At 64.1% G+C, this 17,178-nt stretch carries 11 protein-coding genes and 1 pseudogene; 2 read left to right on the forward strand and 10 right to left on the reverse strand.

The window, feature by feature from the left end:
• Nucleotides 1-3 precede the first annotated feature (3 nt).
• From BM059_RS01350 to BM059_RS01390, 9 genes and pseudogenes are all read right to left on the reverse strand, one after another.
• Nucleotides 4-1,323, reverse strand: coding sequence for a TldD/PmbA family protein (locus BM059_RS01350; RefSeq protein WP_074936194.1), 1,320 nt, complete (start codon nucleotides 1,321-1,323; stop codon nucleotides 4-6).
• Nucleotides 1,323-2,765 (reverse strand): TldD/PmbA family protein, encoded by a 1,443-nt coding sequence (locus BM059_RS01355; protein WP_074936196.1) that lies wholly within the window; start codon nucleotides 2,763-2,765, stop codon nucleotides 1,323-1,325. Before BM059_RS01355 ends, BM059_RS01350 begins: the two co-directional genes overlap by 1 nt.
• A gap of 105 nt (nucleotides 2,766-2,870) precedes the next feature.
• A pseudogene (locus BM059_RS01360) lies at nucleotides 2,871-5,274 on the reverse strand (TonB-dependent siderophore receptor).
• Between the two features lie 313 nt (nucleotides 5,275-5,587).
• Complete coding sequence (locus BM059_RS01365; RefSeq protein WP_074936198.1) at nucleotides 5,588-6,508, reverse strand: FecR family protein; 921 nt, start codon at nucleotides 6,506-6,508, stop codon at nucleotides 5,588-5,590.
• Entirely contained in the window at nucleotides 6,498-6,998 is a 501-nt protein-coding gene (locus BM059_RS01370; RefSeq protein WP_074936200.1) for an RNA polymerase sigma factor, read from the reverse strand. Before BM059_RS01370 ends, BM059_RS01365 begins: the two co-directional genes overlap by 11 nt.
• 111 nt (nucleotides 6,999-7,109) lie before the next feature.
• Nucleotides 7,110-7,256, reverse strand: a complete 147-nt coding sequence (locus BM059_RS01375) for a DUF2474 domain-containing protein (protein ID WP_004425073.1) — start codon at nucleotides 7,254-7,256, stop codon at nucleotides 7,110-7,112.
• 154 nt (nucleotides 7,257-7,410) lie between these two features.
• Nucleotides 7,411-8,418: a cytochrome d ubiquinol oxidase subunit II gene (cydB, locus tag BM059_RS01380; RefSeq protein ID WP_074936201.1), complete on the reverse strand. Its 1,008-nt coding sequence runs from the start codon at nucleotides 8,416-8,418 to the stop codon at nucleotides 7,411-7,413.
• A 2-nt stretch (nucleotides 8,419-8,420) separates the two neighbouring features.
• Nucleotides 8,421-9,860 (reverse strand): cytochrome ubiquinol oxidase subunit I, encoded by a 1,440-nt coding sequence (locus BM059_RS01385; RefSeq protein WP_074936203.1) that lies wholly within the window; start codon nucleotides 9,858-9,860, stop codon nucleotides 8,421-8,423.
• 239 nt (nucleotides 9,861-10,099) lie between these two features.
• Nucleotides 10,100-10,990: a LysR substrate-binding domain-containing protein gene (locus tag BM059_RS01390; RefSeq protein WP_037000769.1), complete on the reverse strand. Its 891-nt coding sequence runs from the start codon at nucleotides 10,988-10,990 to the stop codon at nucleotides 10,100-10,102.
• Between the two features lie 142 nt (nucleotides 10,991-11,132).
• Here BM059_RS01390 and ydiJ point away from each other — a divergent pair, with 142 nt between their 5' ends.
• Complete coding sequence (gene ydiJ, locus BM059_RS01395) at nucleotides 11,133-14,165, forward strand: D-2-hydroxyglutarate dehydrogenase YdiJ (RefSeq protein WP_074936205.1); 3,033 nt, start codon at nucleotides 11,133-11,135, stop codon at nucleotides 14,163-14,165.
• A 7-nt stretch (nucleotides 14,166-14,172) separates the two neighbouring features.
• Here ydiJ and BM059_RS01400 read toward each other — a convergent pair whose 3' ends face one another.
• Complete coding sequence (locus BM059_RS01400) at nucleotides 14,173-15,786, reverse strand: amidohydrolase family protein (protein ID WP_074936207.1); 1,614 nt, start codon at nucleotides 15,784-15,786, stop codon at nucleotides 14,173-14,175.
• Between the two features lie 350 nt (nucleotides 15,787-16,136).
• Between BM059_RS01400 and BM059_RS01405 the strand changes: the two genes are divergently transcribed.
• On the forward strand, nucleotides 16,137-17,141 hold the full coding sequence (locus tag BM059_RS01405; protein ID WP_083413215.1) for a TRAP transporter substrate-binding protein: 1,005 nt from the start codon (nucleotides 16,137-16,139) through the stop codon (nucleotides 17,139-17,141).
• Nucleotides 17,142-17,178 lie beyond the last annotated feature (37 nt).

Raw genomic sequence — 17,178 nt, forward strand, 5'->3', positions numbered from 1 at the left:
TCGTCATAACGTCAGGGTAAAGCGCGACAACAACGCGCCCGGCAAGGCCATCGAGCCCGTCTGCCTGGCGCCGTAAGTGCCGCCTGGCAGCAGCAGCTCAGGTTCGCGGGTCAACGCCTCCAGGTGCGGGCCGAGGAAGTCGAACAGCGAATCATCGAAACGCATGGTGTCCACCGGCGCCTGGATCTGCCCATCCTCGACCCAGAAGGTGGCGAAGCGGGTCATGCCGGTCAGGCGCGCGGCGGGCAGGTCGGAGAAATTGCCGTACCACAGGTTGCCGATATACAGCCCGGTGCCGAGCCGTTGCAGCACGTCGTGCTCGTCCAACTCACCGCCTCGCATGTGCAAGGACAGCGGATATTCGCCACTGCACGCACCATTTGCGATCAGTCCATATTCTGCGGCACTGCGCGAGCTGATCAGGCGTTCGCCAGGTCGCCCCAGGCTGATCAGGCTAAGCGGCTGGCGTGGCCCCTCGGAGGTGAAAGCCGGCGCCAAGCCACCCTCGATACGTTCGTCCATCGTCAGCAACGGGCTGAGCTCGGCCTTACCGTTGAACAGACGCTGCAACGGGCTGCCACCTGACGCCAGCGCCTGGGCGCCGAAGCCCCAGCAGCACAGGCTGACCAACTCTTCCAGCGCAGCCGGCGCCAGATAGGCGCGATAGGCCCCTGGCTGCAGCGCCTTGGCCGGTCGACCGAGAAACTCCAGCTGTTGCCGTGCACGCTCCAGCTTGTGAGCGAACGCCTGGGCGTCCCACTGCTCGCCGGCATAAGCGCTTTTCACTGCCTGGCCGTTGCCGTGAAACAGGCTGAACTCCAAGTTGAAACTGCTCGCGGCGTACCAGCCGAACGCGCCCCAGGAACTGGCGAAGCCCTGGTACTGCGGCCCCACGGCCAGAAAGCCGACCAGATCCAGGCCAGCCGCCGCCGCGACGATCTGCTGCGCCATGGCCGCGCTATCGAGCCGCACCGCTTCGCCCGCCAACTCGCTGCGCCAGGCCTCAGCGTTCACGCGCAGATAAGGGTCGTCACTCAAGGTTGGCAGCACGCCACGCAGGCGCTGCACTATTTGCTGCAGGCGCTGCAAATCCTCGTCAAGCACACCGCTGAGCGCCAGTTTGCTTTCGGCATGGCGCTGGCCCTGGTACAGCGACAGGGTGACGTAGGCCTGCTGCACCTGCCCGGCCTGACGCACCTGGCCCTGATTGAAACGGATAAAGCTGGACACCTCGGCGCCGTAGGCCAGGGTAAAACCCTCCTCGCCCACGACCTGCTCCTGCAGGTGCTCCAGCAACGCACTGAAATGCTGACGTGCATCCATCAGGCAGCCCCTCCGAAAACGTCGATATCGGCGAAGACGCAGGCCGGCGAGGCATGCCCGACACGGATCACCTGGTTGGGTTCGCCCTTGCCGCAATAGGGCGTGCCCATCACCTCGAAGGTGCTGGCGTCGCCTACCGCGCGCAGGTTGCGCCAGAACCGCGAGCTGATGCCGCGGTAATTGGGGTTCTTCACCACGCCCTTGAGTTCGCCGTTTTCGATCAACTGGCCCCATTCGCAGCCGAACTGGAATTTGTTGCGCGCATCGTCGATCGACCAGGAGCGGTTGTTGCTCATCAGGATGCCGCACTCGATACCGCCGATCAGCTCAGCCCGAGTCTTGTCACCCGGCTCCAGATTGAGATTGGCCATGCGGTCGATGGGCGGCCGGTTCCAGTTGCATGCACGGCTGTTGGCCACACCCGGCAGGCCACTGCGCCACTGCGACAGCGCACCGCCGAGCGGGCGCTGCAGGACGCCATCGCGGATCAGGTAGTGGCGCTGCGCCGCGGTGCCGTCGTCATCATGGCTGTAGCTGGCCAGCTCGCCTGGCACGCCCGGATCGAAGGTCACGTTGAGCAGCGACGAGCCATATGGGTAATGACCGAAATCTTCCTGGCGAATGAAACTGGTGCCGGCGAAGTTGCGCTCGTCACCGAGGATGCGGTCCAGCTCCAGTGGATGGCCGATGGACTCGTGGATCTGCAGGATCATCTGGTCCGGCATCAGCAGCAGGTCACGCGAACCGTTCGGGGTGTTGGGTGCCAGCAGCAGTTGCAATGCCTCGTCGGCGATGCGCTCGGCACTGCCGATCACACACAACTGCTGCAGCACCTCGGCACCACCCTGCCGCGCCAGATGAGTGCCGCCGAAACTGCGGCTCTGGCTGTCATGCTCGTCGCTGGCGGTGACGCCCACCTGCGGGAAGACGTAGCGCTGGGCACGGCGCAGGCAGGCGCCCGCGCTGTTGAGGTAGATCTGCTCATGGCAGGTGAAGGTCAAGCCGACATGGCTGTCGACCAGACGCGCATCCTGTGGAATCCGCGCCGACTCGGCCATCAGCAACTCGAACCAGTGGCCGGCACCCGCCAGCGGCTGCGCGTAACCCGGCATCACATCGTCGCTTTGCTCGGTGGGGTACGGCAGGCTGGCGAGGTCGAGCAGGTTGTGCCCAGCCAACGTGCGTGCCATCTGCTCGGCGCGCTCCAGCGCGGCCTGCAAGCCGGCCTGACTGAGATCGCTGGTGGCCGCATAGGCTTCGACACCGGCGATACGTACGGTCAACATGGCGCCAGCATCGTCGACGAAGGAAGGCGCCTGCGCCACACGCCGCCGCACCCAGTAGGACTCCCTGCTCTCGCACACATGGCGCAGCGACCAGTAGTCGGCAGTGGATTTCAGCGCGGCGAAGCGGCGCTGCAGGGTATCGCTGAGGGCGAACATCGGGCTTCCTTGGCTGGCGACGAAAGGAGGCCAGTATGGGAACAAGCACGCGCCGGGATCAACCGCCGACCGGCAAGCAAAAGCCAGACGCCGCCCCGCTCCCGATCAGAAATCGACCGTCGCCGAGACCTTGAAGGTACGCGGCGCGCCCTGGGTCAGGTAGCCACCATTGGCCGAGGCCCAGTAGTTCTCGTCGGCGACGTTCTCCACTATCGCGTTGAAGGTCACGGCGCGCTGGTCGAGACGAGTCTTGTAGCGTGCGCCCAGATCGACGCGGGTCCAGGCCGGGATGCCGTAGTCATTGGCGGTATCGACATACTGACCACCGGTGCGCAACAGCAGGCCATTGAGGCTCAGCCCCGGCACGCCCGGCACATCCCAGTCGGCGCCGACATTGAACTGGAATTCGGGCACCCCGACGGCCTGGTTGCCATCGTTGCCACCACCGACCGTGCCGCGCAGCTCGGCTTCGGTCCAGGTCGACCCTCCCAACAGGCGTAACCCGCTGAGCGGCTCGCCGAACAGGCTCAGCTCGACACCGCGGTTACGCTGCTCGGCATCCACGCCGTAGTTGCCACTGCCGTCGAGCACACCTTGCGGCTGCTCGATACGGAAGACACTCAGGTTGCCCCCGAAGCGCCCCCAGTCGAGCTTCACCCCCCAGCTCGGTCTGCTTGGAGCGGTATGGCGCGAACATCGTCCCGCGATTGTTCGCAGCATTGGGCGCGGTCGGCCCCTGCTGCAGCGACTCCACACGGTTGGCATAGAGCGAGAGGTATTCGGTGGGTTTGATCACCAGGCCATAGGCGGGCGTGGTGATGCTGTCCTGGTAGTTGGAGGTACGGGCGCCACTGGCCGCGCTCCAGGCGTCGGCGCCAATGGTCTGCCGGCGCAAACCAAGCGTCAGCAGCACACGATCATCGACAAAACCCAGGGTGTCGGAGACGGCCAGGCTCTTGTTCTGCACCTTGGCGGTGGTGTCCGGGTCATGCAGATCGCCGGAGACGCTGGTGGCGGGCGGCTCTGCAATCGGCAGCGCTTCGTACAAGTTGCCATTGCCACGGCTACCAGCGGCGGTGGACTCGAAGGCATTGCGCTTTTCCTGCCAGATGCCGTTGGCCGCCAGATTGACCTTGTGGCTGACCGGGCCGGTCTGCAGGTCTCCGCGCAGCCCCGTGGCCAGGCTCAGGGTTTCCTGGTCGAGCGGCGAATACAGGCGGCCGATGCGGGCCGCACCATCGGCGCCGTACACGTAGTTGGAGGCGTACACGCCGTTCTCCCGCGTGTACTTGCCGCCGCCAATGAGGTAGGCGGTCCAGGACGGCGACAGATCATACTCGGCGCTGAACATCCCATAGCTGTCTTCCAGCTGCGACCAGCTCCAGGGCTGGGCATAGTTATGCGTGGAGTCAGGCGCCGAAGGCACCTTGCCATTCAAGGTTGAGGTGCCCCCCGTCGTGGTCAGGTAGACAACTGAACGCCCCTCGTTGACGCGCTGCTTCTGATAGCCAAGATCGGCTGCCAGGCGCAGGCGCTCACCACGGTAATCCAGCGCAACGGTGGCCAGGCTGAAGCGCGAATGCTCGTCGTCGATGCCCGTCTCGCCTTCACGCTGCGCCAGGTTGACCCGCACACCGAAGCGGTTGTCCTCACCGAACCGGCGCCCCAGATCGAGATGCCCGCCCACGCGACTGTCGTTGGCGTAGTCCAGGGTGAAGCTGCGGGTCGGGGTGTCCTCGGCGCGTTTGGAGACCACGTTGATCGCCCCGCCGACGCCGCTGCCGCCAGGCGCCACGCCATTGATGAAGGCGTTGGCGCCCTTGAATACCTCGACGCGCTCGACCGACTCGGTGGAAATGATCTGCCGCGGCAATATCCCGTACAGACCATTGAAGGCGATGTCGTCGCTGTACAGCTGGAAGCCGCGTACGACGAAGACCTGCGAGAAGTTGCCGAAGCCATAGGACTGGCGCACGCCCGGGTCGCTGGCCAGCACATCGGCCAGGGTCTGCGCCTGGCGCGTTTCGATCAGCTCGGAGGTGTAGCTGGAAAAGGCGAAGGGCACGTCCTGCATGTCCTGGTTGCCCAGCAGGCCGATGTTCGCGCCGCGCGCCACCTGACCGCCGGCATAGCTGGCCGGCAGGTCGCGGCGGCCATCGAGCTGGCCGCTGACGGTGGTGGCGCCCAGCTCCAGCACATCGCTGTTATCAGGACGCGGGATCAGCGTGACGGTGCCGTCGGCGCCGACACTGAAGGTCAGGCCGCTGCCCTGCAGCAACTGCTGCAGCCCTTCGCCGACGGAATAATCCCCCTTGAGTGCCTGGCGGCCACTGATCCCGCGAGTCAGGCTGGCATCGTAGAGCAGGCGGATGCCGGCCTGCTCGGCGAAATCGGTGAGCGCCGAATCCAGAGGCTGGGCCGGGATGTCGAGCTCGACGGCCTGCACCTGCGCTGCAGCGAGGCCGAGGGAAAGCACGATCAACGTCGGGAAGAAGGGAATCGAACGCATACGGATATCCTGTGTTCTGCTGGCCATTCATGCGAAAAAGTCGCATTTGCAGAAACAGAAGACGAAGGTAATTCGCATTCCTGAACCGGCACTGCAAATATTTTTGAAAAATGATTCGCGCCATCACCCAGTCGTAGCCCGGATGCAATCCGGGGGCTTTGTTCGCCGCCCCGGATTGCATCCGGGCTACAGCGTTTGTACGACCAAGGCTTGTCCACTATCGGCCTGGTAACGGGGTCGGCCAAAGACGGTGGACAAAAAGAGCGTTGTCCACCCTACGTGGATGCAGTCCGGCAGCAATCAGATTGGAAGATCAACCGTCGGACGACACCAGCAGCACGCCCGGCAAGTGGGTCAACTTGACCGGCAGAGCGGTCTCGATGGCGCGCAGTAAGGCCTGTGGATCATCCAGAGCGAATACGCCGGTGACCTTCAGCTCACGCGCCGCTGCATCGAGAAACAGCACCTGCTGTGCCTGCTGGCGCTGCAGCTCCTCGAACACTTCGGGCAACGGGCGATCACGGAATACCAGCCGCCCCCGTTGCCAGGCCAAAGCCCGCGCGGCATCCAGTGGCTGCAGTGATTGCAGACGACCACCACGCCAGGCGATCTGCTCGCCAGCCTGCACGGCTCGCTCGGTACCCTCGCTGTCACTGACCTGCACATGCCCTTCGCTGACCGCCAGCAACACCTGATCCCCCAGCAGGTTGACGTCGAACCGAGTACCGGTGACGCGAATGCGCGCCTCACCGGCCTCGATCACGAAGGGGTGGTTGGTATCGGCCGCTACCTGAAAATCGACCTGACCGCGATACAGACGCACTCGGCGCTGACCGTCTGCATCGGCGTACCAGTCAAGAGCGGTGGTGCCATTGAGCTGCAACCGCGAGCCATCCTCCAGCGTCACCTCGCGGATTTCTCCGGCCTGAGTACGTACATCGGCATGCCAGCCTGGCGGCGCCAGCCACAGCGCCAGCAGCAGGCAGGCCGCGCTGGCCAGTGGCAGCGGCCAGTGCCGCTTACGCCTGGGCATGGCCTGCACCACGGCAGCCGGCCGCTCGACCTGGCCGAGCAGCGCCCACAGACGCTCCGCCTCGGCCAGAGCACTGGCGTGCTCGGCACTGGCCTGGCGCCAGCGCTCGACCGCCGCGCGATCGGCGGCACTGGCTCGCCCGGAATTCAGCAGCACCAGCCACTCCCGGGCCTGGCTGCGCAGATCTGCCTCAGCGGTCATCCATGCGTTCCTGGCAATATTCGAGGGCCTTGAGGATATAACGTCCGGCCATGCTTTCCGAGACGCCCAGACGCTCGCCGATCTCACGCTGAGTCAGCCCGTCCAGGCGATTCCACAACAGCGCCTGGCGCAGGTGTTCGGGCAACTCATGCATCAGGATCTGCAGGCGAGCCAGACGGCGGCTGTCCTCGATGGCGCGTTCGGGTTCGGGGAGTTCGCTTTCCAGCGCATCGTCGAGCGGTGCCGACTGCGGACGAACCTGCTGCTGGCGATGATGGTCGATGAGCAGGTTGCGAGCGATGCGGTAGAGAAAGGCGCGCACGTTGCCGATCTCCTCGGTCCGGCGCCCTTGCAAGCGCAGCCAGGTTTCCTGGCGCAGGTCGGCGGCGAGCTCGCTGCAGCGTGTCTGCCGGGTGAAGAAGCGCAGCAGCTCCGAGGAATGGCGCCGGAACAGTTCTTCAGGAGGCAGTGGATCGACAGGCAGGGACACGCAGAGTTCTCGGTGCCGGGAAAGCCCGAGAAAATATTACAAACGCAAATGATTTTCAAATATATCCACTCGACCCAATCGGCCGAATGGAAGTTGGCTGGATCGCCGGGCTCAGCCCGGCGTCCCCAACCCCGCCGCGCTCATGAACTGGCGCAACAGCCAGGCCACGATACCCAGCGCGGTGACGCTGCAGGCCCAGATCAGCACCAGCCAACCCAGACGCTGCCACAGCGGTTTCTTCTCTTCGGTTTCGGTCATGACCGTCTCCTAAGAACCTGATTCAAAGCCTCGCGAGCTAGAGCCATGCAAGGCAAAAGCAGGCGAGGACGCGGAGTGTACAAGTGGTACATGAGCAGGCCGAGCCTGCTTTTAACGCCGCAGGGCCGACGCGCAGCAGGCTTTGGACAGGTTCTCAGTGATAGCCATCATCCACCGTCACCTTGCCTCTGAACACGTAGTAGCTCCAAGCGGTGTACATGAGGATGAAGGGAATGATGAACAGCGCGCCCACCAGCATGAAGCCCTGGCTCTGTGGCGGTGCAGAGGCCTCCCAGATGCTGATCGACGGCGGAATCACGTTCGGCCACAGGCTGATGCCCAAGCCGCTGTAGCCGAGGAAGATCAGCGCCAGGGTGAGCAGAAACGGCGAGTAGTTGCGGTTGTTGGCCACCGAACGCAGCAGTGCGTATGTGCACAGCAGCACCAGCACCGGTACCGGCATGAACCAGAACAGGTTGGGCAGGCTGAACCAGCGCTCGGCGATATCCGGGTGGGCAAAGGGCGTCCACAGGCTGACGATGCCCGTCACCGCCAGCAGGACGAACACCAGCGGCCGCGCCAGGTCATGCATCTGCTGTTGCAGGCGGCCTTCGGTCTTCATGATCAGCCAGGTACAGCCAAGCAGCGCGTAGGCGGCGATCAGCGCCAGGCCGCAGAACACCGAGAACGGCGTCAGCCAGTCGAACGCGCCACCGGCGAAGCGGCGATTGACCACCTCGAAACCGTCGATGTACGCGCCCAGTGCCACGCCCTGAAAGAAGGTGGCCGTCAGCGAGCCGCCAATGAAGGCCTTGTCCCAAAGATGACGCTTGGCGGCCTTGGCCTTGAAACGAAACTCGAAGGCCACGCCACGAAAGATCAGGCCCAGCAGCATCAGGATCAGCGGCAGGTACAAGGCATCCAGCACCACCGCATAGGCCAGCGGAAAGGCGCCGAACAGCGCCGCACCACCGAGTACCAGCCAGGTCTCGTTGCCGTCCCAGACCGGCGCGACGGTGTTCATCATCACGTCGCGCTCGCCATCGTCACGTACGAAGGGAAAGAGGATGCCTATGCCCAGATCGAAGCCATCCATCACCACATACATCATCACACCGAAGGCGATGATCACCGCCCAGATCAGCGGAAGGTCGATACCCATGTTCAGTTCCTCTCCGGCAAGGTGTCGGTTTCGCCATCTTCCAGGCCCTCTTCGGCCGCCGACAGCGGACGCGCTGGCGTACGCGGCTGGCCTGGCCCACCTTCGGAGGTTTCCTTACCCTCGTCGATCTTCGGCCCCTTGCGCACCAGGCGCAGCATGTAGCCGATACCCGCACCGAACAGCACGAAATAGACCACCACGAACAGCGCCAAGGTAAAGCCCAGTTGCGTCGCGCTATGCCCGGAGGACGCGTCGGCGGTGCGCATCAGGCCATGGATGATCCAGGGCTGGCGACCGATCTCGGTGGTGTACCAGCCCGCGAGGATGGCGATGATGCCGCTCGGCCCCATCCACACCGCCAGGTGCAGGAACGGCCGGCAGGTGTACAGCCGCTCGCCGCGTCGCAGCCAGGTGCCCCACAGGCCGGTGAGGATCATCATCAGCCCCATGGCGACCATGACGCGGAAGGTCCAGAACACGATCGTGGAATTGGCGCGGTCTTCCGGTGGGAAGTCCTTCAGAGCCGGCACCTGTTTGTCCAGGCTATGGGTCAGGATCAGGCTGCCGAGCGCGGGAATCTCCACCTTGAAGCGAGTTTCCTCACGCTGCATGTCCGGCCAGCCGAAGAGGATCAGTGGGGTCGGCTCGTCGCCAACGTTTTCCCAATGCCCTTCGATGGCCGCGATCTTCGCCGGCTGGTACTTGAGGGTATTGAGGCCATGCAGATCGCCGATGAAGGCCTGTATCGGCGCCACCAGCAAGGCCATCCACAGTGCCATCGAGAGCATCTTGCGGATCGCCGGGTTGTCACGCCCACGCAGCAGATGCCAGGCAGCGGATGAACCCACGAAGAAGGCGGTGGCGAGGAACGCCGCCGTCGCCATGTGCGCCAGGCGATAAGGGAACGAGGGGTTGAATACAACGGCGAACCAGTCCACCGGAATTACCCGGCCATCGATGATCTCAAAGCCCTGCGGCGTATGCATCCAGCTGTTGGAGGCGAGAATCCAGAAGGTGGAAATCAGCGTGCCGATGGCCACCATCACCGTGGAGAAGAAGTGCAGGCCTGGCCCGACGCGGTTCCAGCCGAACAGCATGACGCCAAGGAAACCCGCTTCGAGGAAGAACGCGGTGAGCACCTCGTAGGTCAGCAGCGGCCCGGTGACCGCCCCGGCAAAGTCGGAGAAGGCACTCCAGTTGGTGCCGAACTGATAGGCCATGACCAGGCCGGAGACCACACCCATGCCGAAGTTGACCGCGAAGATCTTCGACCAGAAGTGGTAGAGATCGCGGTACAGGGTATTTCCACTCTTCAGCCACAAGCCTTCGAGCACCGCCAGGTAGCTAGCCAGACCGATGGTGATGGCCGGGAAGACGATGTGGAAGGAAATGGTGAAGGCAAACTGGATTCGGGCGAGATCAAGCGCCTCTAGGCCGAACATGTCACATCCTCATTCAGGGTTATTTCGGCCCCAGCACGCAAAGCCGATCCATAGACTCCAGTCTTGGAGTCAAACGAGCTGAAATTGTTCTTATGGAGTGGAACTCAGCCGAATGGCTGTGGAGTAAAGCGCGAAAAGGCGCATTGATCTGGATCAATGCGCACTAAAAGACTAGCCGCTAAAGGCCCAACTGGCGCTGTGGTGATTTGCCGCGTGACAGGCCGCCACAGGAACCGAGCTCAACCCCCGAGTTCGGTAAGCAACCACTGGCGAAATGCCTTGAGCGAAGGCAGTACCGCGTTGCGCGACGGATAGGCCAGGCAGTAGGTGCGCTTGCTCGGAATCGGCTCACCGACGCTGAGCAGATGGCCATGGCGCACGTCGTCCTCCACCAGCATCTGCGGCACCAGGCCTACACCAATGCCGCTGCGCACCGCTTGCAACAGATGCGAGGTCAGCTCGAAGTTAGGCCCGCTGCGCATGCGTTCCGGCGCCAGGCCATGGCGGGCGAACCAGTTAGCCCAGAGCGGCGGATGGCTAGCCACCTGCAACAGCGTCTGCGCGGCGATGGTCTCGGCGTCGACCGGCGCCCCCGCTGCCAGCAGCGCGGGGCTGGCGACCACCACCATGCTTTCCTCCAGCAGTGGATGCACCACCAACTCCGGCCAGTCACCGCTGCCGACAGTAATTGCAGCGTCGATCTCACCGTCGGTGAAGTCCACGGCCTGGATACGCGAGTGCACATGCACCTGTACTCCAGGGTTGGCCGCGTAGAAACGGCTCAGCCGTGGCAGCAACCAGGTCGAGCCGAATGTCGGCAACAGCGCCAGGCGCAACGTGCCCATGCCAGAGCCGTAGGCCACCGCCTGCAGCGTGGCGCTGCGGATCTGCGCCAGGGCATCGCCAAGTTCGCGCAGGTACAAGCGGCCCACGTCGGTCAGCACGATGTTGCGCCCCTCGCGGCGGAACAGACGCACGCCCAACTGCGCCTCCAGCGTCTGCACCTGGCGGCTGACCGCACTCTGCGTCAGCGACAGCTCCCTGGCTGCACGGGTGTAGCTCTCGTGTCGGGCAGCGGCCTCGAAGGCCAGCAGCAGCGACATCGAAGGCGTCAGACGCCGATAATTCATTCATACTCCTCATGAGTTGACCGCGAAAAATACCTTTGTAGCACGGTCATGACCCTTGGAAAATCGACATTATCCATAACGATAGCGAGCCGTAGCCCTTCGTATTAAGAAGGTTTGAACGGCCATTTGCCGAGAGCCGACCATGATTGCCCGCATTCCCACACCCGCTGCACCGGCGGCACCCTATCTGGCCTTTCTCGACGCCCTGCGCAGCGCTGGCTTTCGCGGCGAGATCGCCCGCGACCATGCCAGCCGCACGGTACTGGCCACCGATAACTCGATCTACCAGCGTCTGCCGCAGGCCGCGGTGTTCCCGCTGGATGCCGACGATGTAGCGAAAGTTGCCGCATTGATGGCCGAACCGCGGTTCCGCCCGATCAAGCTGACCCCACGCGGCGGCGGCACCGGTACCAACGGCCAGTCGCTGACCGATGGTGTGGTGGTGGATCTGTCGCGGCACATGAACCGGATCCTCGAGATCAACGTCGAGGAGCGCTGGGTACGGGTCCAGGCCGGGGTGGTCAAGGATCAGCTCAATGCCGCACTCAAGCCGCACGGGCTGTTCTTCGCCCCGGAGCTCTCTACCTCCAACCGCGCCACCGTCGGCGGCATGATCAACACCGACGCCAGCGGCCAGGGCAGTTGCACCTACGGCAAGACCCGCGACCACGTGCTGGAACTGCACAGCGTGCTGCTCGGCGGCGAGCGCCTGCACAGCCAACCGCTGGATGACACCACCCTCGACGCGGCCTGCGCCCTGCCCGGCCGGGTCGGCGAGGTGTACCGCATGGCCCGGGAGATCGAGGAAACCCAGGGCGAACTGATCGAAAGCACCTTCCCCAAGCTCAACCGCTGCCTGACCGGCTACGACCTGGCGCACCTGCGCGATGACGAAGGCCGTTTCAACCTGAACAGCGTGCTGTGCGGCGCCGAGGGCTCGCTGGGCTATGTGGTGGAAGCCAAGCTCAACGTCCTGCCGATCCCGAAATACGCGGTGCTGGTCAACGTGCGCTACAGCAGCTTCATGGACGCCCTGCGCGATGCCAATGCGCTGATGGCGCACAAGCCGCTGTCGATCGAGACAGTGGACTCGCGCGTGCTGATGTTGGCGATGCAGGACATCGTCTGGCACAGCGTCGCCGAATACTTCCCGGCCGACCCGGACAAACCGACCCTGGGCATCAACCTGGTGGAGTTCTGCGGCGACGAGCCGGACGAGGTCAATGCCCGGGTCGCGGACTTCATCACCCACCTGCGGCAGGACACCAGCGTCGAACGCCTCGGCCACACCCTGGCCGAAGGTGCGGCGGCGGTAACGCGCGTCTACACCATGCGCAAGCGCTCGGTGGGCCTGCTCGGCAACGTCGAGGGCGAGGTACGGCCGCAGCCGTTCGTCGAAGACACTGCGGTGCCGCCGGAGCAACTGGCCGACTACATCGCCGAATTCCGCGCCCTGCTCGACGGCTACGGCCTGACCTACGGCATGTTCGGCCATGTCGATGCCGGTGTACTGCATGTACGCCCGGCCCTGGACATGAAGGACCCGGCCCAGGCCGCGCTGGTCAAGCCGATTTCCGATGCCGTGGCGGCACTGACCCAGCGCTACGGCGGCCTGCTCTGGGGCGAACATGGCAAGGGGCTGCGCTCGGAATACGTGCCGGCCTACTTCGGCGAACTGTACCCGGCGCTGCAACGCCTGAAAGGCGCATTCGACCCGCATAACCAACTCAACCCCGGCAAGATCTGCACCCCGCCGGACAGTACCGAAGGCCTGATCAAGGTCAACGAAGCGCCGCTGCGCGGCGAGCACGACCGGCAGATCGACGAGCGTGTGTGGCAGAACTATGGCAGCGCCGTGCACTGCAACGGCAACGGCGCCTGCTACAACTTTGACCCCGACGACGCCATGTGCCCGTCCTGGAAGGCCACCCGCGAGCGCGTGCAATCGCCCAAGGGCCGCGCCTCGCTGATCCGCGAATGGCTGCGCCTGCAGGGCCTGGCCGGGGTCGACGTGCTGGCCCCGGTCGCCGCTGGCCCACTGCAGTTCCTGCGCACGCTGCCCGCGCGCTGGCGCAACAGCCGCCAGGGCGAAGATGACTTCTCCCACGAGGTCTACGACGCGATGGCCGGTTGCCTGGCGTGCAAGTCCTGCGCGGGGCAATGCCCGATCAAGGTCAACGTGCCCGAATTCCGCTCGCGCTTTCTCGAGCTCTATCACCGCCGCTACCTGCGCCCGCTGCGCGACTACCTGATCGGCTCGCTGGAGTTCAGCCTGCCACTGCTGGCCCACCTGCCCAGGCTGTACAACGCGCTGATGGGGTCGCGCCTGGTCAGCACGCTGTTGGCCGAACGCCTGGGCATGGTCGACAGCCCCACGATCAGCGACTTCGACTTTCGCGACACCTGCCGGCGCTTCGCCGTACAGACGGCAACGCCCAAACGCCTGGCCGCGATGGACGAAAGCCTGCGCGCCAGGAGCCTGATCCTGGTGCAGGACGCCTTCACCCGTTACTTCGAGACACCGCTGTTCGCCGCCTTCATCGAACTGGCCAGCCGCCTCGGCTATCGGGTCCTGCTGGCCCCCTACTCGGCCAACGGCAAGCCGCTGCATGTGCAGGGCTTCCTCAGCGCCTTCGCCCGCACCGCCCGGCGCAATGCCCGGCGCCTGCAGGCGCTGGCAGGCTTCGGCATCCCCCTGGTGGGCCTGGACCCGGCCATGACCCTGGTCTACCGCCAGGAATACGCCAAGCTCGAAGGCCTCGACTGCCCACCGGTGCTGTTGCCGCAGGAATGGCTGGCCAAGGCCCTGCCGAACACCGCTGCCGGGGAGGCGCCGACCGCCAGCTACCGGCTGCTGGCACACTGCACCGAGAAGACCAACGCAACCGCCGCCACCGCCCTGTGGGGCCAGGTGTTTCGCCAGGCCGGCCTGCACCTTACGGCACAGGCCACCGGTTGCTGCGGCATGTCCGGCACTTATGGGCACGAGGCGCGCAATATGCAGTCATCACGGGCGATCTTCGCTCAGTCCTGGGAGCCAGCCTTGGCCCGCGAGGATGCCGCCGAAGCGCTGGCCACCGGCTACTCCTGCCGCAGCCAGACCCAGCGCCTGCGTCAGCAGCGCCTGCGCCATCCGATCGAGGCGCTGCTGGAGCATTGCCGCGCACGCGGCTAGGGCGTACTCAGAAGCCGTAGAGACGAGCGGGGTTATCCACCATGATCTGCCGGATCACCCCCTCGTCATCGTCGGCCCAGTCGTAGAACTCCTCTAGCAGACGCGTATCGTCCGGCATTGGCACGCTCAAGCAGACATGCGGCCAGTCGCTGGCCCAGAGGATGCGCGAGGGGTTGGCCTGAATCAGCGCCCTGGCGTAGGGTGCGGTGTCCACGTAAGGCATATCGCTGCGATTGGTGATGCGCGAGGCACCGGAGAGCTTGACCCAGACCTTGCCCTCACGAGTCAGGCGCAACAGCGCCGCAAAGCCTGGATGCTCGACACCGATACTGGCCGGCATGTGCCCCATGTGGTCGATCACCACCTCGACCGGCAGGCCGGCCAGGGTCTCGTAAAGGTCGGCGAACTCGGAGATATCGATCAGCAACTGCACGTGCCAGCCCAGAGGCGCGACCTTGCGTGCCAGGTTGGTCACATCAGACACCTCCACGCCACTCTTGTAGATCAAGTTGATGCGCACGCCGCGCACGCCCAGCTCATGCATCGCGCGCAGTTCGGCCTCGGTGGTCTGGTCGCTGATCACCACCACCCCACGAAAATCAGCACCACCCTCGCGCAGGGCCTCGAGCATCACGCGGTTGTCGTAGCCATAGACACTGGGCTGCACGATGACCCCGCGCCTGAGCCCCAGCATGGACTGCAGCTGGCGGTACTCCTCCAGCGAGGCCGGTGGCGGCGTGTAGGAGCGATGCGGCGTGAACGGCTGGGTAAGCGGATCGCCAATGATGTGAAAGTGGCAGTCACAGGCATCGGCCGGCAGGGCACGGCGCGGCATGCGGTGCACCGGTATCGGCGCAGCACAGGGCGGCGCATAGCTTTCGCCCAGCGAACTCATGCGCGTTGCCTCCCAGCCGTTGAGCCCGCGCAGGCCGTTACGCTCGGCCGAGTTGATGATGTGCTGCCAGGCGGCGCGCCGTGCCAGATCCGGATCACCCAGGGCAATGGCCTCGACGATGGCCTGGTACTCGCGCAACAGCACGCTGCCGAGCTGGCCACTGCCGTCCATGCGCCGCTCCAGCGATGCCGCCTCGAAGATATGCGCACTGAGAAACAGCATGAAGTTGCGAAAGTATTCGTTGGCCGTCGCCTCGGCGATACCACGCTTGAACGCCAGGCTGCTCTCGATCAGGTTCTGCCTTTGCTCGACCGCCAGGCGGAAGTCATCGACCACCGCGCGGATCTGCGCCAGCTGCAACTTGGAGCGCCGCCGCGCAGCCATACCAGCAGCGGCCACCTCCAGATCGAGCCGCAATTCGTATAGCTGGCGCAGCTTGGGCAGATCGGCGAGCTCTTCATGATCGATACGAAAGCTGTTGCGGTGGGCTTTATCGGACACGAATGCCCCCTTGCCCTGATGACTCTGCACCAGGCCGTCGGACTTCAGCCGCGCCACCGCCTCGCGCACGACATTGCGCCCCACGCCAAAGCGCGCCCTCAGTTGCGCCTCCGAAGGAATCCGATCACCAGGCTTTAGCCGGCCTTCGACAATTTCATCTTGCAGGTAGCGCGAGATATCCACCGACAACGGCTGGCGCCCGGGCACTCCATCGAGTTTCGTCATGCTCTGATCCTAGATTGACTGCGGCGTCCCTGACGCCAAGGGCGACGCCTGCACGGGGTCGCACCGAAACCCGCACATGATGCGCAAAGCGTCATCGGTTTGGAATGCAGACGATAAAAAACCTCTGACAGCCTAAGGAAACGGCCACAGAGAATCCGTTTTTTCTCAGCTTTTCATCACATATAACTTCAATTTATCGGCTTTTAGCATCATGAACCAAGCGCACTCAGCAGCGCTTTACAACGCCTGCGCCACTGTGATCCACTACTTGTAGGACAAGTTGCGCTCCTGCTTTTCACTTCGCAAATGTCCTTAGAACGCCAATAAGAATCCCTACAGGAAGACCGCGCATGGCACCTTCGCTCAAGCCCGTATGTCGGCTGATGACGTACACCCTGATGCTCTCCTCGCTCCTGGCCAGCAGCGCGCTGCACGCTGCTACGACCCTGCGTCTGGGCTGGACCACCTCCGACAGTCCGCTCGATCCCTATGCGATCACCGCGCACTATTTCCAGGAAGAGCTCGAAGCCACTGCCCCAGGTGAGTTTCAGGTTCGCTTCTTTCCGAGCAACCAATTGGGCAACGACACCGAGATGCTGCAGGGCATGCAGTTGGGGATGCTCGATGTCGGGGTAATCACTGGCACGCAATTGGGCACCCTGGATGCGAGCTTCCAGATCAACGACCTGCCGTTCCTGTTCAAGGACAGCGCACAAGCTCACCGCGTGCTTGACGGCGAGCTGGGGCAGACACTGTTCACTAGCCTGGAGCGCCTGGGCATCGTCGGCCTGGGCTTCTCCGAGGCTGGCTTTCGCCACACCATCAACAACAAGCGGCCGATCGAGAAACCGGCAGACTTCGCGGGCATCAAGCTGCGCGTGCAACCCAGTGACCTGTATCTGACCAGCTTCCGCGCACTCGGCGCCAACCCAGTACCGATGCCCTGGAGCGATGCCTTCACCGCGGTTCAGCAAGGCACCGTCGACGGCCTGGAGATTCCGCTGTCGGTGATCTACGCGAACAAATACGCCGGCGCCGTCAAGTACTTGTCTCTGACCAGCCACACCTACAACGCCCTGGCACTGCTGATGTCCAAACAGGCCCTCGAACGCCTGTCCCCCGAGTTGCAGGCCGTGGTTCGCAGCGCAGCACGCAAGGCCATCGAACGTCAGCGCGAAACCGTCGCAAGCAACGAGAAAGCGCTGATCGAGAAAATCAAGGCAGAGGGCATGCAGGTCAACGACATCGGCTCTGCTCAGCCCTTCCGCGATGCCGTGGCACCGGTGTATGAGCAGTACCGCGAGAGCATCGGCGCCGAGTTGCTCGACCGCACGCTCAAGCAGGTTTCCGAATAACCCCTGGGACCTGTTCCCCGACTGCACGGTTGCTCTT

The sequence above is a fragment of the Ectopseudomonas composti genome, from assembly GCF_900115475.1.
Classification (GTDB): Bacteria; Pseudomonadota; Gammaproteobacteria; order Pseudomonadales; family Pseudomonadaceae; genus Aquipseudomonas; species Aquipseudomonas composti.